The 23,565-nt window shown below is 72.3% G+C and carries 21 protein-coding genes and 2 pseudogenes; 6 read left to right on the top strand and 17 right to left on the bottom strand.

What is annotated here, in order from left to right; genetic code table 11:
- Nucleotides 1-76: 76 nt before the first annotated feature.
- Both Phou_RS04975 and Phou_RS04980 read left to right on the top strand, forming a co-directional pair.
- Nucleotides 77-1,386 (top strand): annotated as a pseudogene (locus Phou_RS04975) (aminotransferase class V-fold PLP-dependent enzyme).
- On the top strand, nt 1,386-3,539 hold the full coding sequence (locus Phou_RS04980) for an ABC transporter substrate-binding protein (RefSeq protein ID WP_173053946.1): 2,154 nt from the start codon (nt 1,386-1,388) through the stop codon (nt 3,537-3,539). Before Phou_RS04975 ends, Phou_RS04980 begins: the two are co-directional and overlap by 1 nt.
- Before the next feature lie 130 nt (nt 3,540-3,669).
- Here Phou_RS04980 and Phou_RS04985 read toward each other — a convergent pair whose 3' ends face one another.
- Nucleotides 3,670-5,280 carry an FAD-binding oxidoreductase gene (locus Phou_RS04985; RefSeq protein WP_173053948.1) on the bottom strand — a complete coding sequence of 537 codons (1,611 nt, stop codon included), beginning with the start codon at nt 5,278-5,280 and terminating at the stop codon, nt 3,670-3,672.
- 305 nt (nt 5,281-5,585) lie between these two features.
- Between Phou_RS04985 and Phou_RS04990 the strand changes: the two genes are divergently transcribed.
- Nucleotides 5,586-6,671 carry a right-handed parallel beta-helix repeat-containing protein gene (locus tag Phou_RS04990; RefSeq protein ID WP_173053950.1) on the top strand — a complete coding sequence of 362 codons (1,086 nt, stop codon included), beginning with the start codon at nt 5,586-5,588 and terminating at the stop codon, nt 6,669-6,671.
- A 233-nt stretch (nt 6,672-6,904) separates the two neighbouring features.
- Here the strand turns inward: Phou_RS04990 and Phou_RS04995 are convergent, their stop codons facing one another.
- The 9 genes from Phou_RS04995 to Phou_RS05035 form a co-directional block, all read right to left on the bottom strand.
- Complete coding sequence (locus tag Phou_RS04995; RefSeq protein WP_173053952.1) at nt 6,905-7,477, bottom strand: SRPBCC family protein; 573 nt, start codon at nt 7,475-7,477, stop codon at nt 6,905-6,907.
- Between the two features lie 252 nt (nt 7,478-7,729).
- On the bottom strand, nt 7,730-9,352 hold the full coding sequence (locus Phou_RS05000; protein WP_173053954.1) for an AMP-binding protein: 1,623 nt from the start codon (nt 9,350-9,352) through the stop codon (nt 7,730-7,732).
- Complete coding sequence (locus tag Phou_RS05005; RefSeq protein WP_173053956.1) at nt 9,349-10,272, bottom strand: FkbM family methyltransferase; 924 nt, start codon at nt 10,270-10,272, stop codon at nt 9,349-9,351. The genes Phou_RS05000 and Phou_RS05005 overlap by 4 nt, the downstream gene beginning before the upstream one ends.
- A complete protein-coding gene (locus tag Phou_RS05010) occupies nt 10,269-11,183 on the bottom strand; it encodes an arylamine N-acetyltransferase family protein (protein ID WP_173053958.1) in 915 nt (304 codons plus the stop codon). Before Phou_RS05010 ends, Phou_RS05005 begins: the two co-directional genes overlap by 4 nt.
- Before the next feature lie 102 nt (nt 11,184-11,285).
- Nucleotides 11,286-12,833 (bottom strand): CoA-transferase, encoded by a 1,548-nt coding sequence (locus tag Phou_RS05015; protein WP_173053960.1) that lies wholly within the window; start codon nt 12,831-12,833, stop codon nt 11,286-11,288.
- Nucleotides 12,830-13,573 carry an enoyl-CoA hydratase/isomerase family protein gene (locus Phou_RS05020; RefSeq protein ID WP_173053962.1) on the bottom strand — a complete coding sequence of 248 codons (744 nt, stop codon included), beginning with the start codon at nt 13,571-13,573 and terminating at the stop codon, nt 12,830-12,832. The genes Phou_RS05015 and Phou_RS05020 overlap by 4 nt, the downstream gene beginning before the upstream one ends.
- 5 nt (nt 13,574-13,578) lie before the next feature.
- A complete protein-coding gene (locus Phou_RS05025; RefSeq protein ID WP_173053964.1) occupies nt 13,579-14,073 on the bottom strand; it encodes an OsmC family protein in 495 nt (164 codons plus the stop codon).
- A gap of 108 nt (nt 14,074-14,181) precedes the next feature.
- Nucleotides 14,182-14,517, bottom strand: coding sequence for an ArsR/SmtB family transcription factor (locus tag Phou_RS05030; RefSeq protein ID WP_173053966.1), 336 nt, complete (start codon nt 14,515-14,517; stop codon nt 14,182-14,184).
- A gap of 119 nt (nt 14,518-14,636) precedes the next feature.
- Nucleotides 14,637-15,239 carry a hypothetical protein gene (locus Phou_RS05035; protein ID WP_173053968.1) on the bottom strand — a complete coding sequence of 201 codons (603 nt, stop codon included), beginning with the start codon at nt 15,237-15,239 and terminating at the stop codon, nt 14,637-14,639.
- A 98-nt stretch (nt 15,240-15,337) separates the two neighbouring features.
- Here Phou_RS05035 and Phou_RS05040 point away from each other — a divergent pair, with 98 nt between their 5' ends.
- On the top strand, nt 15,338-15,571 hold the full coding sequence (locus Phou_RS05040; RefSeq protein WP_173053970.1) for a mycoredoxin: 234 nt from the start codon (nt 15,338-15,340) through the stop codon (nt 15,569-15,571).
- A gap of 6 nt (nt 15,572-15,577) precedes the next feature.
- Here the strand turns inward: Phou_RS05040 and Phou_RS05045 are convergent, their stop codons facing one another.
- From Phou_RS05045 to Phou_RS05060, 4 genes are all read right to left on the bottom strand, one after another.
- Entirely contained in the window at nt 15,578-15,934 is a 357-nt protein-coding gene (locus Phou_RS05045; RefSeq protein ID WP_173053972.1) for an ArsR/SmtB family transcription factor, read from the bottom strand.
- Between the two features lie 72 nt (nt 15,935-16,006).
- Nucleotides 16,007-16,645, bottom strand: coding sequence for a TetR/AcrR family transcriptional regulator (locus tag Phou_RS05050; RefSeq protein WP_173053974.1), 639 nt, complete (start codon nt 16,643-16,645; stop codon nt 16,007-16,009).
- Nucleotides 16,638-16,895: a hypothetical protein gene (locus tag Phou_RS05055; protein ID WP_173053976.1), complete on the bottom strand. Its 258-nt coding sequence runs from the start codon at nt 16,893-16,895 to the stop codon at nt 16,638-16,640. The genes Phou_RS05050 and Phou_RS05055 overlap by 8 nt, the downstream gene beginning before the upstream one ends.
- On the bottom strand, nt 16,895-17,476 hold the full coding sequence (locus Phou_RS05060) for a hypothetical protein (RefSeq protein ID WP_173053978.1): 582 nt from the start codon (nt 17,474-17,476) through the stop codon (nt 16,895-16,897). Before Phou_RS05060 ends, Phou_RS05055 begins: the two co-directional genes overlap by 1 nt.
- A 147-nt stretch (nt 17,477-17,623) precedes the next feature.
- Here Phou_RS05060 and Phou_RS05065 point away from each other — a divergent pair, with 147 nt between their 5' ends.
- Nucleotides 17,624-18,514: a hypothetical protein gene (locus Phou_RS05065; protein WP_218578753.1), complete on the top strand. Its 891-nt coding sequence runs from the start codon at nt 17,624-17,626 to the stop codon at nt 18,512-18,514.
- Here the strand turns inward: Phou_RS05065 and Phou_RS05070 are convergent.
- The 3 genes from Phou_RS05070 to Phou_RS05080 all read right to left on the bottom strand — a co-directional run bounded on the left by Phou_RS05070 (nt 18,490) and on the right by Phou_RS05080 (nt 22,109).
- Entirely contained in the window at nt 18,490-19,191 is a 702-nt protein-coding gene (locus Phou_RS05070) for a DUF899 family protein (RefSeq protein ID WP_218578754.1), read from the bottom strand. The two genes, Phou_RS05065 and Phou_RS05070, sit on opposite strands and share 25 nt — an antisense overlap.
- Before the next feature lie 55 nt (nt 19,192-19,246).
- Nucleotides 19,247-21,058, bottom strand: coding sequence for an AfsR/SARP family transcriptional regulator (locus Phou_RS05075; protein ID WP_173053980.1), 1,812 nt, complete (start codon nt 21,056-21,058; stop codon nt 19,247-19,249).
- Nucleotides 21,059-21,266: 208 nt separating this feature from the next.
- Entirely contained in the window at nt 21,267-22,109 is an 843-nt protein-coding gene (locus Phou_RS05080; protein ID WP_173053982.1) for a helix-turn-helix transcriptional regulator, read from the bottom strand.
- Between the two features lie 482 nt (nt 22,110-22,591).
- Between Phou_RS05080 and Phou_RS05085 the strand changes: the two are divergent.
- A pseudogene (locus tag Phou_RS05085) lies at nt 22,592-23,565 on the top strand (DUF1702 family protein).

Raw genomic sequence — 23,565 nt, forward strand, 5'->3', positions numbered from 1 at the left:
GCCATCGAGCCAGGGCAACACTTGAATATTATATGGTAATCTCGCCGGGAAGTCGCTACTCGGTACGGGAGGCACCGTGACCCAGACCGCGATCCCCGAGACCCTCGCCGACTCCGCCGCACCGGACTTGCGCGACGCGTCGTGGGATCAGATCCGCGAGCTGTTCATGCTGACGCCGAACTCGATCCACCTGAACACCGGCACGATCGGCGCCATGCCCTACGAGGTACTGGACACAATGGACCAGGTGACCCGGGCGTGGACCGGCGGGCTGATGGACGTATACCCGCCGGGCATGTACACCGAGCACCGGGCCAACATCGCGCGGTCGTACGGCGTCGACCAGGACGAGATCGTCATCACCCACAACGCGACCGAGGGCGTGGCCCGCATCATCAACGGCCTCGACCTCCACGAGGGCGACGAGGTCGTCACCACCACGCACGAGTGCTACTCGGTGCTGTCCAACTTCAACCTCGTCCGCAACCGCCACGGCATCACGGTCAAGACGATCACGCTGCCGTCCGGGTACGACGTGCGGGCCGAGGAGATCGTCGAGCTGTTCGAGCAGGCGATCGGCCCGCGCACCAAGGTGCTGGCGTTCGCCGGGGTCACGCTCTTCACCGGCACGATGATGCCGATCCGGGCGCTCTGCGAGCTGGCGCAGCGGCACGGCCTCATCACGGTCATCGACGGCGCGCTGCTGCCCGGCATGCTCGACTGCGACATGCGCGCGCTCGGCGCCGACTTCATCTCCTGCTCCGGCTCGAAGTTCCAATGTGGACCGCTCGGCACCGGCCTGCTGTACGTGCGCAACAAGGTGGTGCCGGAGTACAACCCGCTGCCGCTGCCGACCCTGTGGCCGATCATCTCCACCTGGTACCCGATGCAGGGCAGCCCTCCCCCGCGCAGCCACACCGCGATCGAGAGCGACAACATCGGCGACTACCTGCAGAGCGCGGGCAGCGCCAGCATCGCCCGCGGCGCCGGACTCGCCAAGGCCTGCGAGATCTTCGACCGGATCGGCCGCAAGCGGATCGAGCGGAGGGCCATCGAGCTGGCCGACCACGGCCGCAGGCTCATCGCGGAGCACTTCGGCGAGCAGGCCATGTACTCCCCGGCGCGGACACCCGGCTGCGGTCGCCGCTGGTCGCGTTCCACCCCTTCCGCGACAAGCGCGACGCGTGGAACGTCAAGAAGGTCCACGAGTTCGTGATGCGGATGGAGCAGGAGCACCGGATCTGGATCCGGTGGACCGAGTTCGACGTGCCCGGCTCGCCGCACCAGCACTACGCCGCCCGCTTCACCGCGCACCTGTTCAACAACCACGAGGAGGTCGAGCGCGCCGTCGCCACGATGGTCCGCCTCGCGGAGGAGATGTCCTGATGTTCACCGAGACCGAGCCGGTCCGGGTCGACCTCACCGGCGTCCGCACCGGCGGCACCCTGCGGCTGCGCGGCCCCGGCGACCCGGCCGCCCTCGACCCCTCGTGCGTCGACGACGTGGCGTCCGCGCGGCTGACCCGGCTGTACGCGCGCCAGCTGTTCACCTACCGCGCCGAGCCGGACGCGCGCAGCTGGCAGGCGATCGCGCCGGTACCCGACCTGGCCGCGCGCATCCCCTCCATCTACAACGCCGGCCTGGGCGCCAGCGGCACCACGTACGTGGTGCACCTGCGGCCCGGCGCGCGCTGGGACACGCCGGACCTGCGCCCGGTCACCGCGCACGACGTGGTGCGCGGCATCAAGCGGCTGGCCAACCCGGTCCGCCCGCCCGCCGTCCTGCCGTACTTCACGAGCACGATCCGCGGAATGGCCGAGTTCCACGCCGAGTTCGTGGCCGCGGCCGGCGCCGACCCGACCGCCGCGGAGCTGGCCGCGTTCCAGGACAGCCACGAGATCGCCGGCGTCTTCGCGCTCGACGACGAGTCACTCGTGTTCGAGCTGGTCCGGCCGACGCTCGACTTCATCAGCATGCTCGCGCTGCCGGCCGTGGCGCCGGCGCCCGCAGAGTACGACGCGTACCTGCCGGACAGCCCCGAGCTGCGCCAGCACCTGCGCGCCAACGGCCCGTACCGGGTGGCCTCCTACGTGCCGGGCCGCCAGCTGGTGCTGGAGCCGAACCCGGCGTGGAGCCAGGAGACCGACCCCGTGCGCCGGCAGCACCTGGACCGCGTCGAGGTCGGCCTCGGCGCCGCGTCCGACCCGGTGCGGCTGGCCGGCCTGGTGCGCTCCGGCGATGCTGACCTGACGTGGGGCACGCGGGTGGCGGAGCCGTACACCGGCGTGCCGGCCACCCCGCTCGCACCGCTCGGCTGGCGGCTCGATCCTTATATGATTTTCAATCTCCGCGGGGACGGCCCGCTCCGCGACCGCCGCGTGCGGGAGGCCCTCGCGTGCGCGGTCGACAAGGCCGCCGTCGCGGAGGCTGTCGCCGGACTGCGCACCGGCACGGTCATCCGGGTCGCCGGCGCCGCGGTCCCGCCGGACAACGAGGGCCACCTCGGCGCCGACCTCCACCCCGCGCACTCGCCCGACCGGGCCCGCGCGCTGCTCGCCGAGGCGGGGCACGCGGGCGGCCTGGCGCTCACCGCGATGCACCTCGACACGCCGGAGGCCACCGCGGTGGCGCGTACCCTCGCGACCGACCTGTCCCGGGTCGGCGTGGCGGTGCGGCTCGAGGCCCTCTCGCCGGCGCGGCACCGCGCCCGCCTCGCGGACCCGGCCGGCGCGTGGGACCTGGCCACGCTGTCCTGGTCGCCGGGCTGGCTGCACGGCAACGCCCGCGTGTTCCCGCAGGCCCTCTTCCAGAGCGGCAACCCGGCGGGTACGTCGAGCCCGAGGTCGACCGGCTCATCGAACGGGCGCTGGGCAGCATCGACCCGCGCCGCGCGACGCCGCTGTGGCAGGAGGTCGAGCGCCGCGCGCTGGCCGACCTGCCCGTGGTGCCGCTGCTCTTCCAGACCCCGGCCGTGCCGTCGCCGCGCGGCTCGCGGGTGCGCGACGCGATCCCGCTGCCCGCGCTCGGCTTCGAGGACGACCTCTGCGTGGTCTGGCTGGACTGACCACTGCGATTTCGATGCCCCGGTCCGCCTCAGCTGTGGGCCGTTTGCTCCCGCGGGCACCGCGGAGGTCGGCGGCTCGCCAGGGCTCGCCGAGTGCCCCGACCTCCGCTGCCGGGTCCGCGCCTCAAGCCCGACACCCACGCCCGCGCGGGGCTCGGGTAACGGCAACGCGCTCGGCGGTGACCCACGCGAACAACATCGCGGCCCGCACGGCTACGGCAACGCGGACAGTGAGCCACGGAGAGCAGGGTCGCGGCCCGCGTGCTCAAGCTGGGCGCACCGGTGCGCCCAGCTTGAAAGTCTCCGTGGCAAGATCGCCAGGTCGCCGGGCGGGAGGTCGCATACCGGGCGTGCGCACCCGATCGGCAGTCACAGACCGCGACGAGGGCGGACTCGCGCACTCCCGCCTGGTTCCTTGATCGGTGTCAACAAAGGCCCCCACAGAGCAGATCGTGGTCGTTTACTGCCGCTATAGGGGCAGTAGACGACCACGATCTCAACGGGACCCCGGGGTGAGCTTGCCCACCGCGGAGGGTAAGGCCGCGGGAGCAACGGTCTGGACCACGGCGGACGTCGCGGTAGCCCAAATCGCTTGGACAGATCGGCTAGGGCAGCTGGATGGACAGGCCGTGGCGGAAGACGTTCAGCGGGTCCCAGCGCTTCTTGACCTGCTGCAGCCGGGCGTAGTTGCCCTTGTAGTAGAGCTGGTGCCAGGGCACGCCGGACGTGTTCCACGCCGGGTCGGCCAGGTCGACGTCGGCGTAGTTGATGTAGGCGCCGTCGTTGACGTCGTTCGGCACCGGTACGCCGCCCGTGTCGGCGTAGATGTCGCGGTACAGCTCGCGGACCCACTTCAGGTGCGTCTCGTCCTCGACCGGCTCCCGCCAGGCCGCCCCGCAGATCATCTTGACCACCGAGTCGCGCTGGGCGGTCGCCGTCGCGTCGGGGGCCACGGCGCTCACCTGCCCGCCGTACGAGAGCAGGAGCACGAGCGCGTTCGGGTTGGCGTACGTGGGGCTGGTCAGGTAGCGGTACATGGTGGAGACCTGCCGATCGCTGTACCGCTTGCGCAGGTAGGCGGACTTCGCCTTGTACCGCCGCGTCTCCCGGTCACCCCACTTGCCGCCACCGGGGTACGTCATCCAGTACAGCCACGGCTGGATGTCCTGCCGCTGGACGACCGGCTCCACACCGGTACCGGCGTTGAGCTCCCGCAGGTGCGCGGTCATCAGCCGCTCCGCGCCCGGCGTCGACTCGTCCATCATGGCCGCGAGCACGAGGGCGCCGCGCGACTTGTGCGGCACGACGAACCAGCTGGCCAGGTTGGCGTACGGCGAGTCGGGCGAGCTGTTCTGCTCGTACCAGCGGCCGTGGTTGCGGATGATGCGGGTGAAGGACTCCTCGTTCAGCATGTCCCAGGCCCAGATGAGCGTGCCCACCCGGAATGACGAGGGCGCCTTCGGCAGCAGCCCGGCCGGGTCCCAGCCCTGCGCCCCGGGGCTGCGCAGCCAGTAGCGGGTCGCGATGCCGATGTTGCCGCCGCCCGCGCCCGTGTACGCCCACCACAGGTCGCGGTTGGGGTCCCGACTGTCCCTTGTGGCCACCACGGCGCGCGCCCGGCCGCTGCGGTCCACGACGACCACCTCGAGGCCGAGGAGGTGGTCGGAGACGGTGCCGTACCGCCGGGACAGCGGGCCGTAGCCACCGCCCGGGATGTGGCCGCCGACCCCGACGTCGGGGCAGTCGCCGCCGGGGAAGGCCACGCCCCAGCGCTTGAACAGCACGTCGTACGCCTGCCCGAGCGTCGCGCCGGGCTCGATGGCGAACGCGCGGCGGTGGCGGTCGAAGCCGACCGAGTCCAACTGCGACAGATCGATGAGGACGCGCGCGTCGGGCGCGGTGGTGAAGTCCTCCCAGCAGTGCCCGCCGCTGCGTACGACCGGCCGCCGGCCGGTGGCGAGAGCCTGGTTGACCGCGGCGACGACCTGGGCCGTCGACTCCGGCAGCCACACCTTGTCGGGGCTGCCCACGAAGCGGTGGTTGTCGCCGCGCAGCAGGCTGGCGTACCGCGGGTCGCGGGGGGTGATCGGCGCCGGCAGCGCCTCGGGATGCCAGTCGGGAACGGCGAGCGCCGGTGGGGCGGCGGCGCCCGCCCCGACCACGGCACCGGACAGAGCGGCTCCGGCAAGGACACTGCGGCGCTTGACACCGGCCATCGTCGTGCTCCCATCCTGGAATATTTGTTCGCTAACAGATAGTCTCGGTAGATCATCCTCCCGCCCTAGGTCGACGGTCTTCTTCGAGGCTGCCTGATATACCAGGGCAATGGTCAACTTGATGGTCTCGACCATGGTGTGGCGCCAACATGTATTGCTACTCTTTTTCGCAGCTTCTGGGTGCCAGGTGCACGGGTTGGAGGGTCCACATGGGAATCTGGTCGGCACCACGAAGGCGCATGGCGACCGGGATGGTGGCCGTGTTGGCCGTCGTCACGGTCGCGCCCGCGTCAGCCTCGGCGCGGGTGCCAGAGAGGGCAGGCGGCGCGAGCCAGGCGGCGCCGGCGTGCAAGGGCGTCACCGAGGCGACGCTGAACCAATGGATACGCAACGCGAACGCCGGCGCCGACGTGCGCCAGGTCGTGACCGCCCGGCCCGCCGGCTGCCAGGTGACGATCGGGGCGCAGGGCCTGGACCAGCTGTTCGGGCGGCTGACGCTGTCGACGACGGGCGGGCGGGTGATCCTGCACGGCGGTGACTCGATCTTCGACGTGCAGGCGCGCGCGGTGCTGTCGGTCACCGGCTTCACGCTCAGCGGCGCCACCAACTCGGCGGTCAGCACCACGTACAGCACCCGCACGACGCTTTCCGACTGCACGATCAGTGGCAACAGCGCGTTCTTCGGCGGCGGGATCGCGAACAGCGGCGGCGCCATCACGATCAACAACTGCCTGATCACCGGCAACACGTCGCAGGGCGCGGGCGGCGGCATCGCCAACAGCGGCGCCACGAGCACGCTGAAGGTCGTGGACAGCAAGATCAACGCCAACAACGGGCTGTACGGCGCCGGCCTCTACAACGCGGCCGGCACGATCACGCTGATCAACACCGAGATCAACGAGAACTCCGCACAGGGTGCGGCGGCCGGCTTCGTCAACAGCTCCGGTACCGCCACCGTCATCAGCAGCGACATCAGCCGCAACATCATGGCGATCGACAACGCGGGCGGGTTCTCCAACGCCGGCACGCTCAACATCATCAACAGCACCGTGACCGACAACCGCGGCACCGCCTTCTTCAACGGCGGCATCCTGCTCGTGAGCGGCAGCCGGATCTCCGGCAACACCGGCGGGGCGCCGGCGGCGCGATCAACAACGGCGGCGGTGGCACCGCGACGGTCGCCGACAGCGAGATCACCGGCAACAAGGCCGGCGGCGCGGGCGGCGGCATCGCCAACGTGGACGGCGGCGCGGTCGAGCTCATCAACACCGAGGTCACCGGCAACACCGCCGGCGAACCCGGCGGCGGCCTCGCCAACACCGGCGGCGGCCTGGTCATCGTCAGCGGCGGCACGGTCACCGGCAACACCCCGGACCAGTGCAGCCAGGTGACGGGCTGCGGCTGACGGCCCCATCCGGCGGCTTCCGGCCCGCCGCGCCTTCTCACGTGCCCGGTCCGCGCCTGTCGCGGGCCGGGCGTTTCCGGGCGATGGCCGGCACACGCTAGATCAATTCGTAGCGTGGCCGGGTCTCGGCGGCCCACAGAGCGGGACGCGGCGCACACGAAACCGGCTCGCCCGTCCCCCGTCCGGGGGCGGGCGAGCCGGTCGCGCGACGTGGTCGGCTCAGCGGTTGCGCCAGGCGTTGGCGACCTCGGTCCACTCCTTGCCGGCGAGCTCCCAGAGCTGCTGGGCCTCGGGCGACAGGTCGTTGGGCGAGTCGTCCTCGGCCAGCTCACCGTGCAGGTACGCGTCCAGGCGGCTGAAGCCGTGGTCCCAGCCGGGCGCGAACTGGCCCAGGCCGGCGGCCCAGGTCTCGTCGTCGAAGGGCAGCACGGCGGTGTGCCGGAGGTCGACCACGGTGGCGCCGTCGCCGTCGGGCGAGAGGCGGACCTCCAGGTCGGACGAGCCGCCGCCGTCGTACTCCCAGGTCAGCACGAGCGAGTTGGGCTGGTCGCACTCGCGGATCTCGCCGCCCGCGTTGCCCTCGAGCTGGTACTTGCCGCCGACGCGAAGGTCCCCGGTGATCGGGTAGAACCACCGCTTGAGCCGGGTCGGGTTCGTCAGCGCATCCCAGACGTCCTCAATGGGCGCGGCGAAGGACCGGCGCAGCACGACCGTGCGGGAGCGACCCGCGTCGGTGTCCTCGGCTTCCACCTCACGGTGAATGGTCTTCAGCCAACTTGCGGTGTCGGTCATGACTCCCGAATCCTTTCCTGGCAGATATGTCTGCAGTGGACAACACCCCGCGGGTCCGGCGCCGCCCGGCCTCGGTGACCAGTGCACCGTACTCGCACAGGGTCACCGTACCAGACTGCCGGCCTTATATAAGCAGCGCCTAAGCTTCTCTATCAGGTGAAAGTGAAGAGCCGCCGATCCCGCGTGAAACGCCTCGCCAACTTCAATCACGCATAGTAGATCCTGCCGGTTCACGGCGTGTACCCGGCCGGTCTAGCGGACCATCGCGTATGCCGCACTGTCACGCAGCACAGCCCTTTGCACCTTTCCGGTGGTGGTCCTGGGCAGCGCGGCGACGAACTCGATCTCCCGCGGGCACTTGTACGGCGCGATCGAGGCCCGTACGAGTGCGCGCAGCTCGCCGGCCAGCTCCTCGCCAGCGGCCGCGGGGTCGGCCGGGACGACGAACGCCTTGACCACGGTGCCGCGCTCGGCGTGCGGGACGCCGACCACCGCCGCTTCCCGGACACCGGCGTGCTCCAGCAGCACCGCCTCCACCTCCGGGCCCGCGATCTTGTATCCGGACGCGACGATGATGTCGTCCGCGCGGGCCTGGAACCAGTAGTACCCGTCGGCGTCGCGCACGAACACGTCGCCGGTGAGGTTCCAGCCGTCCCGCACGTACTCGTGCTGCCGCTGGTCGTCCAGGTAGCGGCAGCCGGTCGGCCCCTGCACGGCCAGCAGGCCGGCAACGCCGTCCGGCACGGGCGCGCCGGCGGCGTCGACGATCTTCGCGCGGTAGCCGGGCACGGCGCGGCCGGTGGCGCCGGGCCGGATGTCGTCGCCGGACGAGGCGATGAAGATGTGCAGCATCTCCGTCGAGCCGATGCCGTCGATCACCCGGATCCCGGTCTGGCGGTACACCTCGTCCCACACCGACTTGGGCAGATGCTCGCCGGCGGACACGCACTTGCGCAGCCGGGACAGGGCCGGCGCCTTGCCCGCGGCGAGCATCGCCCGGTACGCCGCAGGCGCGGTGAACAGCACCGTGGCACCGTGCGCGGCTGCGGCGTCGGCCAGCTCGGGCGGGGTGGCCTTCTCCAGCAGCAGCGTCGACGCGCCGACCCGCATGGGAAAGACGACAAGGCCGCCGAGCCCGAACGTGAAGCCCAGCGGCGGCGTACCGGTGAACACGTCGTCCGGCTCCGGTTGCAGCACGTGGCGGGAGAAGGTGTCGGCGTTGGCGAGCACATCACGGTGGAAATGCATCGTGATCTTCGGGCGCCCGGTGGTGCCCGAGGTGGGCGCCAGCAGTGCCACGTCGTCGGCCGCGGTGTCCACCGCCGTGAAGTCGCCGTCGCGGTCGGCGCAGCGCGCGAGCAGGTCGTCGCCCGTGGAGGCGCCGTACCCGAGCACGCGCATCCCGGGCGCGTCGCAGGCGAGCAGGTCGTCCATGAACCGGTGGTCGCAGAGGGCGAGCGACGGCTGGGTCAGGCCGGCCAGCATGGTCAGCTCGCGGTCGCGCAGCAGCGGCATCGTGGTGACCGCGACGCAGCCCGCCTTCAGCACGCCGAACCACGCGGCCACCAGCCACGGCGTGTTGGGGCCGCGCAGCAGCACGCGGTTGCCGGGTACCAGGTCGAAGTCCTCGACGAGCACCCGCGCCACCTGGTTGGCCCGGCGGAGCAGGTCGCCGTAGGTCCAGGTCTCGGTGGGGGTGCGCAGGCACACCCGGTCCGGGCCGAACGCGGCCACGGTGTCGTCCAGCAGCGACCGCGCGCAGTTGAGCCGCTCGGGATAGGCCAGGTCGGACGGGAGCTCGGGCCACAGCGCGGCATCCGGCAGCCGGTCCCGGCAGAACGTGTCGACGTGCGCGGACACCGAGGGTCGCGTCATTGAAACCCACCTCCCTGTCGATCCCTGAGTACGCGGGCGCTACGTTCCTGGGGCAGCCCGGGGCCGTGCCTCTCGCGCTCGCTTCGCTCGCTGGGTGCCCCGGGAAGCCTGCGCCATCCGGCCTCGTCGCTGCGCTCCTCGGACCGGATCCCGCCGGCCCCGGGGCCGTGCCTCTCGCGCTCGCTTCGCTCGCTGGGTGCCCCGGGAAGCCTGCGCCATCCGGCCTCGTCGCTGCGCTCCTCGGACCGGATCCCGCCGGCCCCGGGGCGGGTCGGCGCCAGCCACGCCACGTCGACCACGTCGGGGTTGGCGTGCGCCCAGTGCGCCACCGGCCGCCAGCCGCGGGCGCGCATGAAGTCGGCGATGCTCTTCAGCGTGGAGCCGCCGCTGTACCGGGCACCCGTGCTCCCCTCGACCACGGCGAGTTGGAGGCGGCGCAGGTCGGCACCGGCCAGCACGTCGAGCTCGGTGCCCTGGGCGTCCACGACCAGCACGTTGCAGCCGTGCTGGACATCGCGCACCGGAACCACGGCGATGGTCTCCTGCCGCACCACGGCCATCGGTGGCAGCGGCGGGAGCGGGCTCGCCTGCTGGTCGTACTCGGTGATGTAGAGCGTGGCGCGGCCGTGCTCGCGCCCGGCGGCGGCCAGCACGATCTCGCGCGGTGGCCGCCCGTCCGGTGGCGGCGGCAGGCCCGCGGCGGCATGGTGCCGGGACAGCTCGCGGTCGAGCGCGCCGATGTGCTCCGGGTTCGGCTCGATCAACACCATCCGCCGGAACCCGCACCGGGTGAGCGCCGCCACCTCCTGCCCGGTGTGCGCGCCGACCTGCACGATCCCCTCGGCCGGCACCCGCAGCTCGCTGAGCAGCCAGGGAAGCCGCTGCTCCCAGCGGACGTAGGAGCTGACGAGCGCGCTCATCGCGCGGCCCGCGTGGCCAGCCACCGCTCGTGTGCCACGCGCACCCGGTGCCACAGCGCGGCCCGCCGCGCGGGCTCCACGTCGTCGAGGTCCAGCCCGAAGATGTCGACGAGGGCGCCGTACCAGTCGGACATCGTGGACAGCTCCCGCTCGGTGCGCCCGCCCGCCTCCACCCGGCGCAGCAGGCAGCCCATCAGCCCGTCGGCACCGGTGCCGTCCCGCCGCATCACCGCGACGGCGCGCACGAGCCGCGACTCCGGGGAGGTGGCGAGGTACGGGTGCCACTCGGCGAAGTCGGCGGTACCCGCGGTCGCCGTCGAGATGTCGAGGCCGGCGATGGAGCCGCGGGTCGCCCGGTCGAACCGCCACCCGCCCGGCTCGACGGTGGAGGGCGAGAGCGTGAAGGTGAACGGCCCCTGCTGGTACGTGCCGGCGCGCAGCGGCAGCGGCTCGTGCAGGCCGTCGCCCAGCCCCACGTCGACGAACCACTCCTGCCCCTCCAGCAGTACCGTCAGCGCCAGGTGCGGCGCCGGCGCGGCCGGGCTGACCGGTGGCGTGGCCGGGTTGGCGTGCACGCCGGCGCGGTGGTAGCGCACGTCGTAGCCGAGGCCCGCCAGCAGCGTGGAGAAGGCGCCGTTGAGCTGGACGCAGTACCCGCCGCGGCGGCGCAGCACCCGGCCCGCGCAGTCCCGCGGATCCACTGTGGTCGGTCGGTCGAGCTGGATGTCGAGGACCTCGTACGGCACCCGCTCGACGTGCGCGCGGTGCAACGCCCGCAGCGCCGCGAGGCTCGGCTCGCCGGGATGGTCGACGCCCAGCCGCCGCAGGTAGCCCGCCACCAGCCGGACGCCGCCGGCCGGGACCGGCCCGGGCGGGTCAGTGGTCTGGCCGGCCGCTCGCTCTCCTGGCATAAGCCCTCCCGCCGTACTGCCTGCCGAGGCCGGCGCGGGTGCCTGGCCCAAACTCCATCGTTGACGGCGGGGCACCGGTGCGGCATCTCCCAGATTGCGGCGCTACGGCCGGAACAGCAGCGGGTCCATGATGGACACTTGCGGTGCGGTGCGGATCGGGAAGCCGATCCGCTCGACCACGTCGCGCCGCACGTCGACGCCGGGCGCCACCTCCGTGAGCACGAGGCCGGACGGGGTCACCTCGAAGACGGCCCGCTCGGTCACCACCTGGGCCCGCTGGCCGCGCCGCACGCCGTCGGCCACCCGGTACGTCACGTGGTCGACCTCGGGCACGAACTTGGCGATCGTGCCCTCCTGGAGCACCCGCAGCTCGCCCCGGTCGCAGATCACCTTCAGGCCGCCGGTGGTGAGCGTGCCCGCGAACACCAGGCGGCGGGCGTTCTGCGCGATGTCCACGAAGCCACCGGCGCCGGGGTTGGCCGAGGCGAAGCGGCTGACGTTGACGTTTCCGGCGGCGTCGAACTGCGCGAAGGAGAGCGCCGCGAACGGGCAGCCGCCGCCGTCGATGAAGTCGAACTGGTACACCCCGTCGAGCAGCGCCTCGGGACCGTAGTTGGCCGAGAACTGCCACTCGGACATCACCACGCCGCCGAAGGGGCCGTGCTCGGTCGTGAACAGGTGGCCGTCGTCGAGCACGCCGTCCTCGGCCATCGCCAGGGCGACGTCGGCGGAGGCGCCGAAGCCGAAGATCGCGGTGTCGCCGGCCCGTACCTCGCGGGCGACCCGCCGGGCGACGACCTTCTCAGGGCCGGTGGCGAGCCGCGGCAGCCGGGCGCGCAGGTCCGGCAGGGGCCGCAGGTATCCCGGGTCGGCGCGCACGCCGTTGCCGACGGGCTCGTCCGGCGCCACCACCACGCGGTCGACGAGCACGCCGGGCACGCGCACGTCGTGGGCCGGCCGCGAGCGGCGGGGCACCATGCGGGCCACCTGCGCGATCACGGTACCGCCGCACGCCTTGACCGCGAGCGCGACGGCCAGCGCGCTGGTGGTCAGCGGAAGGTCCTCGAACGAGAGGTTGCCGTGCTCGTCGGCGCTGCTGGCCCGGATGATCCCGACGTCGAGCGGCCAGGTCGGGTAGAACAGGTACTCCTCGCCCCGGAACTCGACGACCTCGACAAGATCCTCGGTGGTCCGCGGGCTGAGCCGGCCGCCGCCGTACCGCGGGTCGGTGAACGTGCCGAGCCCCACGCGGGTCAGGTAGCCGGGGCCGCGGCGGGCCACCTCGCGCAGCCAGTGCATCGTCGCGCCGATCGGCCAGTTGTACGCCTCGACGCGGTCGCCCTGGATCAGCCGCATCAGCGCCGGCCGCTGGCCGGTCTCCGGGTGCCGGGGGTTGATGTAGGAGCCGGCCACGACCCGCCGCAGGAGCCCTTCGCGCGCCAGGTGGTCCATGCCCGGTATCCCCATCGCGTCGCCGGTGGCGACCGGGAAGTAGCCGGTCAGCCCGCGCGGCGCACCGGTGGCGTCGAACCGCTCGCCGATCGCGCGCAGCACCACGTCCGGCGTGACCCAGCCGATGACGCCGCTGACCGCGACGGACTGCCCGTCGCGCACCAGCGAGGCGGCCTGCGCCGGGGTGCAGAGCTTCATGCGCGGTACCGCTCGAACGTGGCCCGCGCGGCGGGCGTACCGATGTCGTCGCCGAACTGCCGGGCGGCCCGCGCGTCCAGCGCCTCGGCGGGACCGGCGGCGGCGTCCGCCAGCGCCCGCTTCGTCGCCGCCACGGCGTGCGGCGGGAGCGCGGACAGCCGCGCCGCCAGGTCGAGCGCGTGCGCCTCGGCCGTGCCGGGCGGTGCCAGCTCGTCCACCGCGCCGAGCCGGTGCAGCTCGCGCACCGGCAGCGGGTCGGCGCCCCAGACGAGGCGCCGGGCGGCGACCGGTCCGACCCGCGCGACGAGGGCCTGCAGCCCCCACGGCGGCACCCAGCCCAGGGGTACCTCGGGCAGGTGCCAGCGGGCGTCGCCGGCGCTGACGACGAGGTCGCAGCTCGCGGCGAGGAAGAAGCCGCCGCCGATCGCGAACCCCTCGACGGCGGCGACGACCGGCTTCGAGAGCCACTGGAGGCGGCGGGCGACAAGCCCGGTGCGCTCCTCGTGCCGCACAATGCCGGCCCGCGGCAGGCCGGCCAGCTCGCGCAGGTCGGAGCCGGCGCAGAAGCCCGGCGGGGCGCCGGTCAGGACCGCCGCGTGCACCTCCGGGTCGCCGTCCGCCGCGGCGAGGGCGGCGTCGAGCTCCTCGACGAGGGCCGCGTCGAGGGCGTTGCGCCGGTCGGGCCGGTGCAGGCGCAGCACCGCCACGGGCCCACGCCGCTCCACACCGAGAACGCCCACGAGCGTCAGCTCGCTTCGAACCGCACCGTGAGCGGTACGCCGCGGCGCAGGCTCTCCCCCACCGGCGAGTCGACCTCGCAGGCGCGGTGCAGCGAGTCGAGCTGCTCGGCCGTGGCGCCGTCGGTCTTGAGCCGCACCGTGTACGTGATCTTCTCGTAGCCGGCACCGAGATCGCCGCCGAGCCCGAGGTACCGGTGGATGTCGAAGTCGCCGGTCGCCTCGACGGTGAGGCTCTCGATCCGCACGCCGAGCAGCGCCGCCCGGACCGCGATCAACTCGACCTCGCAGGCGGCGAGCGAGGCGAGCAGCATCTTCATCCCGCCGACGTTGCCGTCCACCGCCGAGAGGATCGGCCGCTCGCCCGAGGCGAAGGTGACCTCTGACGAGAGCCCGCCGCGCCAGTGGGCCACGACCGACGCGTCGCGTGCCGCGGTGGCGGGCTCCTGCTCGATCTGGCCGATGAAGCCCCGCAGGGCGGTCATGTCGACACCGTTGGACATTCGTGCCTCCCTCCACACGTATGGTGCCGGGCCGTACCCCGATACGGCGCACCACAGGTGGAAGTCAGCAATGTGCGAGAAACCCGTCCTCATCCACAGTGGACCGGGTCAGTCGCGGCGGCGGCGCTCCCGCTTGCCGCGGGCCAGCTCGGTGGCGAGGGCGTCCAGCCGCTGGCTCCAGAAGCCGCGGAACTGGTCGAGCCAGGCGTCGACCTCGCGCAGGGGGCCCGGGTCGACCGCGTAGAGCCGGCGGGTGCCCTCGGGCCGGACGGACGCGAACCCGCTGTCGCGCAACACGCGGAGGTGCTGCGAGACAGCGGGCTGCGAGATCCCGAACTCGGCCTGGATCACCTCGGTGACCGCGCCGGAGCTCTGCTCGCCCGAGGCGAGCAGCTCCAGGATGCGGCGGCGCACCGGGTCACCGAGAACGTCGAACGCGTGCACCCCACCACTATACGCGCAGGTTATATAAGCCCCGATCGGTAAGATCCCGTCGAGGCCGGCCAAACCGGACCGGTCCGGCCCGGTTTGGCGACCTCACTGCTCACCGGCGCACGCCGGACCTACGAGCCGGACTGCGGCGACTCCGGCACCGGCGGCTCCCAGACCGCCGTGGGCTTGCGGAAGAACTCGTTGGACGGCGGGAGCGCCAGCAGGATCAACGCGACCACCAGGGCGAGGAGCCCGATGAGCGCGGTGGCCAGCGACAGCGGGAAGTACCAGCCGGGCAGCGCGTCCTCCAGGCGCCGCTGGATCTCCGCCGCGTCCGGGACGCCCTCCTGGCTGCCGAAGTTCATGGAGCCGCTGAACAGGGTGCCGACCACCCCGAAGCCCCCGCAGCACAGCGAGATGCCACCCAGGACCCAGGTGACGATGCGGGACGCGTTCTTGCCGCGGTTGTTGAAGATCGCCAGCACGACGAAGGCGGCGGCGAGCAGCAGGCCGATGACGCCCGTGATGACCGAGGTGACCGCGATCGTCCCTTCGGTCCCCTCGGCCGACGTGCCCTCGTACGCGTCGCGGTACACGTCGGTCATCTTGCCGATGATCGAGAGGTTGGCGATCCCCCCGATCACGCTGAGCGCCGCGTAGACGTAGAGCAGGTAACTCGATGTAGTGACACTGCCCGGGCGCGCGGCCGCGGCCGGGGCTGTGTGATCAGCCACGAGGCTCCTTCCGTAGATAACGATCGGTACGTATGCATACCCTGTCAGTCTGTTTGTCGCAATCGGTGCCCGATAACGGGTCCACAAAGGAGTGACACGTGCTGACGATCTACACGACCAGCCACTGCCGCTTTTGCCGCCGCCTCCGGACCAACCTCGACCGCGCCGGCATCCCCTACACGGACGTCGACGTCGAGCAGGACGCCGCGGCGGCCGACTTCGTCACCAGCGTCAACGGCGGCAACCGGATCACGCCCACGGTGCGCTTCGCGGACGGGACGACGCTGACAAACCCGACGCTGGCCGAGGTCAAGAAGCAGCTGGCCGCGTGACACCGGTCAGCCCTCGTCACCGGGCTCGGGCTGGGCGCGCCGCCGCTGGGAGCGCCCCCGGTCCAGCTCGACCGCGAGGGCTTCCATGGACTGCGACCACAGCCACCGGAAGCGGTCGAGCCACAGGTCGACGTCGCGGAGTGGGCCCTCGCGCACGGCGTAGAGCCGCCGCGTCCCTTCCCGCCGCACGCTCGCGAACCCGGCGTCGCGCAGGACCCGCAGGTGCTGCGAGACGGCCGACTGCGTGATCCCGAACTCGGCCTGGATGACCGCGCACACCTCGCCCGAGGACGACTCCCGCACCGCGAGCAGCTCCAGAATCCGCCGACGCACCGGGTCGGACAGAACCTCGAACTCGTGCACGGACACACACTATCAGATCTTGCTTATATAAGTACTAGCTGATCACGTGGTGGTCGCGGTGAGCCGGCGCGCCTACCGTACGTCCCACACACCCCAGCCGAGGCGGTAGCGCACCTGGGCGGCCGTCCCCGGTGGCGGCGCCCCCTCCACCCCGGCCAGCGCGGGCAGCAGCTTCGCGAGCTCGACCTCGAAGTGGACGCCGGCGGCGCCGGCCGGCATGCCGAGGTAGCCGAAGACCTCGGCCGCGACAAGACCGTATACGGCCGCCCACGCGCCGAGGCAGCCGGCGTCGCCGGAGGCGCCGAAAAGGGTTCCGATGTGGACGGTACCGGCGCCGCCGCGCGGGTCGCCGAGGACCAGCCCGAACTCGTGCGGGTTGCGGCGGGCCCAGCCGCGGAACGCGCGCGCCACCGCCCGGACGCGGGCGGCCGGCTCGACCGGGGCGGCATCCCGGGCGGCGGCGATCTCGCCGCTCAGCTCGCCGGCGATGTCGGCCGCGATCGCGTCGACGAGGGCGTCGTGGCTGGGAAAGTACCGGTAGATGGCGGCCGCGCTGAGCCCCACCTTCCGGGCGATCTCCCGGGTGGAGAGCGCCGGCCGGCCGCCCGCGAGCAGCAGCCTGCGGGCGGCCTCCTTGATCTCGCCGGCCGTGGCCGAGCGGCGCCGCTCCCGCCGGCCGGCGGAAGTGTGGCCCGGCGCGAGCTCAACCACGGTATGTCCAGGATCTCCCCCGCCGTTGCGCGCCGTCGCGACCCCCGCGCCGGCGGGACCGGTACGCGATGACGACGAGCGTCACCACGTTGGCGAGCAGCACCACCCCGGTCACCGGGTCGGGTCCGGCCGAGCCGTGCGCGTGGCCACCGGCGGTGGCGCCGTCGGGCAACGGTCGCAACATCACCGCGACGCCGACGGCGGTCACCACCACGGCCACGGCCACGACCCGGCGGGCTACCGGGCTCATCAGGCCGTGCCGACCGCCAGCCGCGGACCGGCGCAGTTGCACCGCATCTGCTCGCGATCAGCGGGACTGGGCCGGAGGTGCAGGTACATCGCTATGACCATCGGCAGGAACACGATCGCGTTGTAGAACAGGTGCAGCTCGACCCGGGGGGCGACGAGCTGCACGATGCTCGTGGGCGCGGCCCGGCCGGCCAGGTACGTGCCGGACATCGCCTGGATCAGGAGCAGCAGGTGCTCGCCGTGGTGCCACACCTGGATCCACATCGACGCGCTCCACCACGCACGGGCCGACCCGGTGAAGCCCGGTCGGAGCGCGATGAGGCCCGCCAGCATGACCAGCGCGTACGTGTAGTGCAGCCACTCCTCGCGGACGAGCCAGGGAAACCACAGGCCGAGGACGCCACGCGCCTCCGGCGGCTTCCACCCCAGGCCCCAGATCTGCACGGCTTGGACCACGTGCTCCGCCCAGTGCGCCAGGACGATGAGGAGGAAGACCATGAGGGCGGGACGGTGATATTTGGTGTTGAGCTGAGTGAGGAAGCCACTGTCGACGCGGCCGGCGGACTGCGGGTTGGCGGTCACGAGACCTCCTTCTGAAAGGTCCTATGTGGATATCCGGGATCGGACCCGGTCTCACCCTAGGATCGGCACACCGGGGCATGTTCTTCGACATTGCTTTTTCGCTCGTCGGAGCCGCTTTACCGGCATGGTCCGGTGTTAGCTTGGCGCATGGCCATGACCGTCAGCGACGAGCAGTGGTGGGCCGCCCGCGGCGCGCTGAAGGCGGCCGGTGACCGGTTCGCCGACCTGGTGGCACGCGCGCCGTACCCGGACCGGGCGATGGCCACGGCGGACTGGTCGGTGGCCGTGACGGCCGCGCACGTCAGCTCCATCGCGTGGCTCTACACCTCCCTGCTGGACACCGGCGCGCCGCCGGCCTCCATACCCGGGTTCGACGGGCAGATCCGCTCGACCACTGTGGACACGGTGGACGCGCTGAACGAGATGACACTGGCTCACTACACCGAGCGCGACATCCGGCGCGTCGCGGAGCGGCTGCGTACCGACGTCGACTACCTGCTGCGGGTCAGTGAGCAGCGCGACCCGAGCGAGCCGTTCAGCTGGCTCGGTGGCGCGCAGGTGCCCCTCGCCGGCCTCTTCGCCCACCTCGTCAACGAGCTGCTCATCCACGGCTTCGACGTCGCGCGCACGGTCGGCCTGCCGTGGGAGGTGCCGTCCCGGGACGCCGGGCTCTTCTTCGACCTGCTGCTGGTGGGCGTGGCCCGCAACGGCTACGGCCGGCTCCTCGACGGCGGCGGGCCGCCGCGCGAGCGCCGCATCGCCATCGAGTTCCGCTCGCGGTACACCGTGCCGGTCACGCTGGTCCTCCACAGGGGACTGGTGACGGCGCAGGAGCCGGGCGGGCCGGTCGACGCGCGGGTCACCTTCGACCCGGCCGTGCTCAACCTGATGCTCTTCGGCCGGGTCAGCCGGGTGCGCGCCGCGCTCAGCGGCAAGATCTCCGTGCGCGGGCGGCGCCCGTGGGTCCTGCCCGTCTTCCTGCGCACGGTGCGGGTGCCGGACACCGCCCGGACTCAGTCGCTCGCGTCCCGCACGTAGTCGTTGCCGGCGTACCACGAGCCGCGACCGGCGGGCAGCAGGTCGAGCAGGTTCCACACCGGGGAGAGCAGGTCGATGCCGCGCTCGGTGTTGTCGATCAGGTTGGCCGGCAGCGTGTAGAAGTGGCGCACCGCGCCGCCGTCGCGGACGAAGACGCTGACCATCGGCCGCTGCGCGCCGTCGGCGTGCTCGGCCCGCAGGTCGGTGCCGAACGTGGTGCCGTGGCTGGACAGCACCCGCACCCGGTCCCACCCGCGCCGCGCGGCCCACGCCCGCAGCTTGGGCAGCGGCGCCTTGGCGACGACGGCGAAGCCGAAGTGCTGCGTGAGGTGCGCGGCGACGCCGTTGAACCCGTCGACCCACATCGAACACATCGGACACGCCTCGCTGTCTTCGGGCGCGAACATCAGGTGGTACACCACGAGCGTCGAGTGCCCGCCGAAGAGCTCCGACAGCCGGGTCGAGCGGACCGGACCGTCCACGCCCGGATCCGCCGGCCCTTCGGCGAGCACGTAGTCCTCCACAAGGGTGCCCTCCGGCAGCGCGCGGCGCGCGGCGGCCACCGCCTCGACCTGGTCGCGCAGGACCCGCTCGGCCCGCGCGAGCTCCAGGCGGGCCGCGATGTACTCCTCGCTGGCACCGACCGGCCACATGGGCACGACCTCGGCATCGTCCATGACGGCGCTGACCTCCTCCGGGCACACGGTCACGGGCGAGCTACACGATACTGAACTACCTACCGGGCGCGGGACCGAGGCTGGCGTTGGCGGCGCGGATCTCCGCCGCGAGGTGCTGCACCACGCCGAGAATGCGGTAGATCGGACCGCTGGGCCGGTTGATGAATGACAGCAGCGACTTGTCCACGAGCTTGTCGATGATGCCCTGCTCGTCGACCTCGGGCGACTCGGCGTCGCGGTCACCGCGGACCGCGTCCAGATCGAACTCGGAGGGCACGTCGGCCAGCCGCTCGAAGAACCGGCGCTCGTCGGTGCTCAGCCCGTCGACGCTGCGCTTGAGGGCGTCGTGCAGCGACCGGTGGTGCGACGGGAGGCCGCGGCGGGCCGGCCGGATCCCGCGCAGCGGGTCCTCGAGCCGGCGCACGATGCCGTCGAGCGTGTCGGTCGCCAGGTGGGCCGCCGCCAGCTCCAGGGCGAGCGGCAGCCCGTCGAGCTGGCGGCAGATGGTGGCCACGGCGGCGGCGTTGTTGCGGTGCAGCCGGAAGCCGGGCTGCACCTGCATCGCGCGCTGGGTGAACAGGGCCGCCGCGGGGTTGTTGACCAGGGCGTGCAGCTCAAGGCCGGCGGGCACGGCCAGCGGGTGCACCCGCCACACCGCCTCGGTGGGCAGGCCGAGCCGCTCGCGCGAGGTCACGATCACGCAGGCGTGCGGGCAGGCCCGGACGATCTGGTCGACGACGAGCGCGCACGCGTCGACGATGTGCTCGGCGTTGTCGAGCACCAGCAGCAGCTGCTGCTCGCCGAGCGTCTCAGCGACGTCACCGCTGCTCGGGTCGGCGTCCAGCAGGTCGAGCACGCGCCGGACCAGCTGGGGACCGTCGGTCACGTCGGAGACCTCCGCCACGACGACGCCGCCGGTGAAGGCGTCCCGGATGCGCGCCGCCGTGTGCAGCGCCAGCGCCGACTTGCCACAGCCCGGCGGCCCGGCGACGGTGACCAGCCGGTGCTCGGCGAGGATCTCGACGAGCGCGTCGACGTCGACGTCACGGTGGATGAGCGCGCCGTTCATCGGCCCGCGCCCCCGCCACGGCGGCCGCACCGGGCCGACGTCGAGCGGCACCCGCTCCACCGCCGGCAGGTCGGCCTCGTCGAGGTCGTCGCCGGTGTGGTCGCCGTCGAGCAGCCGGCGGTGCGCGGCGGCCAGCGAGGGCCCCGGCGAGACGCCCAGCTGCTCGCGCAGGCGCGCCCGGATGTCGGCGAACCGCGCCAGCGCCAGTGCCCGCTGGCCGGAGCGCTCCAGCACCGACAGGTACAGCGCCTGGATGTCCTCGTGCAGCGGCTCGGCGGCGGCCATCCGCTCGGCTGTTCCCAGCACGGTGGACGCCGCGTCGGTGCGCAGGCCGGCGGTCACGTACTCGAGCGCGGCCCGCGCCCAGCGGTGGCGCAGCGCCTCGATCTCCTCGGAGTTGTGCAGCAGCCCTTCGAGGTCGGTGAGCGCCGGGTCGCGCCAGAGCCGGATCGCCTCGCCGAGCAGGTCGAACGCGCGACGGTGCCGGTCTGCGGCCGCCTGTAAGCGGGCCTGCGCCACGAGGTCTTGAAACCGGCAAACGTCGATATATCCACTGTCTACCGCGAGCCGGTAGCCCGACGGCGCCGGCGCGATCACGTTCAGCCGGCGCCGCCGCGGCACGGCCGGCTCGAACGCCTGCCGCAGCCGTGCGATGTACGTGTGCACGAGGTGCCGCCCGCTCAACGGCGGCCGTGGCCCCCAGACCGCCTCCTGCAGCTCCTCCGCCGTTACCGCCTGGCCGGCCCGCAGGGCGAGGCACGCCAGGACGGCCCGTTGCTTGCTCGGACCGACATCCACGACGGATGGCCCCCGCCGTGCTTGCACCTTTCCCAAAGCCTCGATGTACAGCGACGTCTGTGCACCTGACACATCCCCACCCCGTCAGGTCGGCCCCACGCCCTTGATCCGCGCCGATGATCGCGCCCATGGTCTGGCGCAGCCCGGACCATCGCGCACTCAACTTGACATTGGTCACGATCAGTGTCAAGGAATCTACAGAGAGTGTCTAGGGGTGTCCGACTCCCGCCGCTTGCATTGACAGGGGTGGGGTGGGATGCACTCTCCAGGCCGTGCCCTGCGGACGCACGGCACCCAGCCGGTCGCCGACCTGCGCCGCACTGGCAAGCAAATCATTTCCGCCGTCCCACACTCCGGACGGCAGGCCGGCGAGCCACCGCAGCGGCGCGCTGGAGAGCACCGGCGGGTCGGTGGCGCGCGGCGGGCGCAGCGCGATCTCCGCCGGACCGCCGAGCTGGCCGCTCGACGAGAGCCGGAGCGTGGCACCACCGGTCAGGTAGCTTCCCGCGACGTCGTCCACCAGGGCGTCGGTGGGCGTCGCCCGGGCGTCGATGAGCAGGACGCGTGCCTCGTACTCCCCCACGGCCGGGGTGCGGTCGAGCCACATCGCGCGCGACCGGGCGGCCACGCACCAGGACTTGGGCACGCCGGCGTCGTCCTCGCGGCGCAGCTCGACGACCGTCAGCCCGTACGGGTGGGTTGCGGACGCGGGTGCGGCGAAGCCGGCGGCGGCGAGCATCTCGCCGATCGGGCGGTCGCCGAGCCCGCGCACCAGCTCGCGGAAGCGCAGCGGTGACTCACCGACCAGCCTGGTGAACTGCGTGGTGAACGTGCCGATGCTCGTGTAGCCGACACGGCTGCCGATCGCCGCGACGGTCAGTCCGGAATGCAGCAGCAGGCGTCTGGCCTGGGCCATCCGCAGCGCGGCGAGGAAGCGGGCGGGCGTCATCGTGGTCGCGAGACGAAACATGCGGTGGAAGTGGAACGGGCTGAACAGACCTGTGGTCGCGAGGTCCGACAGCGACAGCGGGCTGGCGAGCTCACCTCTCATGCGCTCGATGGCGCGTACGACGGCAGCGGTGTGATTGTCGGTTTCCTGGGGACAGGAGAGGAGACATCGATCATGGTTCCCCCACGCGTAGATCGCTTGCGTGCCGGCCACCATTCTTAGAACCGCCTCTTGAACAACTCTTGATTTCCGTATAGATGCTGCCGGGCCCAGGTGGGCGCGACCGGTGCCCGGACCTGCGCCGCCACCACTGAAGATATTGACACGTGACCTAACTACACATGGAGCTACGCGAATCTTCTCTCGGCGCAAAGCTTTTACTTCAGATAGCGAAGCGCGGACACTAAAGGGCATATGTCCCGACTTGACGCAACCAACCGACCACGCTCCGTGGTCCGACACACCTCCCAGTGGCTATCGAGCAAGCTCGGAGTAGAACCGGCGCTCCCCACGGGCAACGATGGTCCGCAACCCGCTGTGACGGGGTGGTAACAAGTCCCGAACTGCCGACGGAGGGGTGGCCTGTGCCTGGCACATGGCGAACACTGCGACGACGGATCCTTACCCCGATGACTCGGAGACGAGTCTGGCCAGGCGCGGCTTCCACGAGAAGGACGCGACCAGCCGTGACCTGCTGGAAAAGGTCGGGCGCACGTTCCTGACCGGCTTCGGCCACGCCGTGCAGGCGCGCGACCCGCTCGACGCGGAGGAGCGTCTCGAGGCGATCGAGCGCGAGTTCCGGGGCTTCGCGTACGAGGGCGCCGCGATGGGCCTCGGCATCCTCGACGGGCTCGGCGTCACGAAGGGTCGCCGGGTCGAGCGTTTCTTGAGCGGCCGGGCCGCCGACCACGTTTACATGGTCTACGTCGGCGTCGGCTGGGCACTGGCCCGGCTGCCCCGGTTCCGCTGGCGGGCGGTGCTCCCCGGCGACCCTGTGCTGCGCTGGCTGGCCCTCGACGGGTACGGCTTCCACCAGGCCTACTTCCACACCGACCGGTACGTGCGGGGCCACTACCGCGACGCCGTGCCGGGCTGGCCGGTCGAGTCCGGCCGCTCCTACGCGGCACACGCCGTCGACCAGGGCATCGGCCGCGCGCTGTGGTTCGTCGAGGGGACCGCGGTGGACCGCATCGTGGCGACGATCGAGGGCTTTCCCGCCGAACGCCGCGACGACCTGTACAGCGGCGCGGGCCTGGCCGCGACGTACGCCGGCGGCGTGACCGACGCCGAGCTGGAGACATTCTGGCAGCGGGCCGGTGACCACCGCCCCGCGGTCGCGCAGGCTTCGGCCTTCGCGGCGAAGGCACGCCTGCGCGCCGGCCTCGCGACGCCGCACACCGCGCGCGCCACGGCCGCCTTCTGCGGCGGCTCGCCAGAAGACGCCGCGGCGGTGACCGACACGGCGATGCGCGACCTGCCGGCCGACGGGCCGGAGCCGGGCTACGCGGTGTGGCGGCGGCGCGTGGCCAGCGAGTTCGTATCCCTGGGGAGGTGCTGA

The organism is Phytohabitans houttuyneae (assembly GCF_011764425.1).
In the GTDB taxonomy this organism is placed as follows: domain Bacteria; phylum Actinomycetota; class Actinomycetes; order Mycobacteriales; family Micromonosporaceae; genus Phytohabitans; species Phytohabitans houttuyneae.

Coding starts and splice junctions, on each gene's coding strand:
- Phou_RS04980 (WP_173053946.1), top strand. CDS start 1,386: ATGTTCACCGAGACCGAGCCGGTCCGGGTCGACCTCACCGGCGTCCGC.
- Phou_RS05065 (WP_218578753.1), top strand. CDS start 17,624: ATGGCCATGACCGTCAGCGACGAGCAGTGGTGGGCCGCCCGCGGCGCG.
- Phou_RS05005 (WP_173053956.1), bottom strand. CDS start 10,272: ATGAGCGCGCTCGTCAGCTCCTACGTCCGCTGGGAGCAGCGGCTTCCC.
- Phou_RS05000 (WP_173053954.1), bottom strand. CDS start 9,352: ATGACGCGACCCTCGGTGTCCGCGCACGTCGACACGTTCTGCCGGGAC.
- Phou_RS05070 (WP_218578754.1), bottom strand. CDS start 19,191: ATGGACGATGCCGAGGTCGTGCCCATGTGGCCGGTCGGTGCCAGCGAG.
- Phou_RS05015 (WP_173053960.1), bottom strand. CDS start 12,833: ATGAAGCTCTGCACCCCGGCGCAGGCCGCCTCGCTGGTGCGCGACGGG.
- Phou_RS05055 (WP_173053976.1), bottom strand. CDS start 16,895: ATGAGCCCGGTAGCCCGCCGGGTCGTGGCCGTGGCCGTGGTGGTGACC.
- Phou_RS05010 (WP_173053958.1), bottom strand. CDS start 11,183: ATGCCAGGAGAGCGAGCGGCCGGCCAGACCACTGACCCGCCCGGGCCG.
- Phou_RS05025 (WP_173053964.1), bottom strand. CDS start 14,073: ATGTCCAACGGTGTCGACATGACCGCCCTGCGGGGCTTCATCGGCCAG.
- Phou_RS05080 (WP_173053982.1), bottom strand. CDS start 22,109: ATGAGAGGTGAGCTCGCCAGCCCGCTGTCGCTGTCGGACCTCGCGACC.
- Phou_RS04995 (WP_173053952.1), bottom strand. CDS start 7,477: ATGACCGACACCGCAAGTTGGCTGAAGACCATTCACCGTGAGGTGGAA.
- Phou_RS04985 (WP_173053948.1), bottom strand. CDS start 5,280: ATGGCCGGTGTCAAGCGCCGCAGTGTCCTTGCCGGAGCCGCTCTGTCC.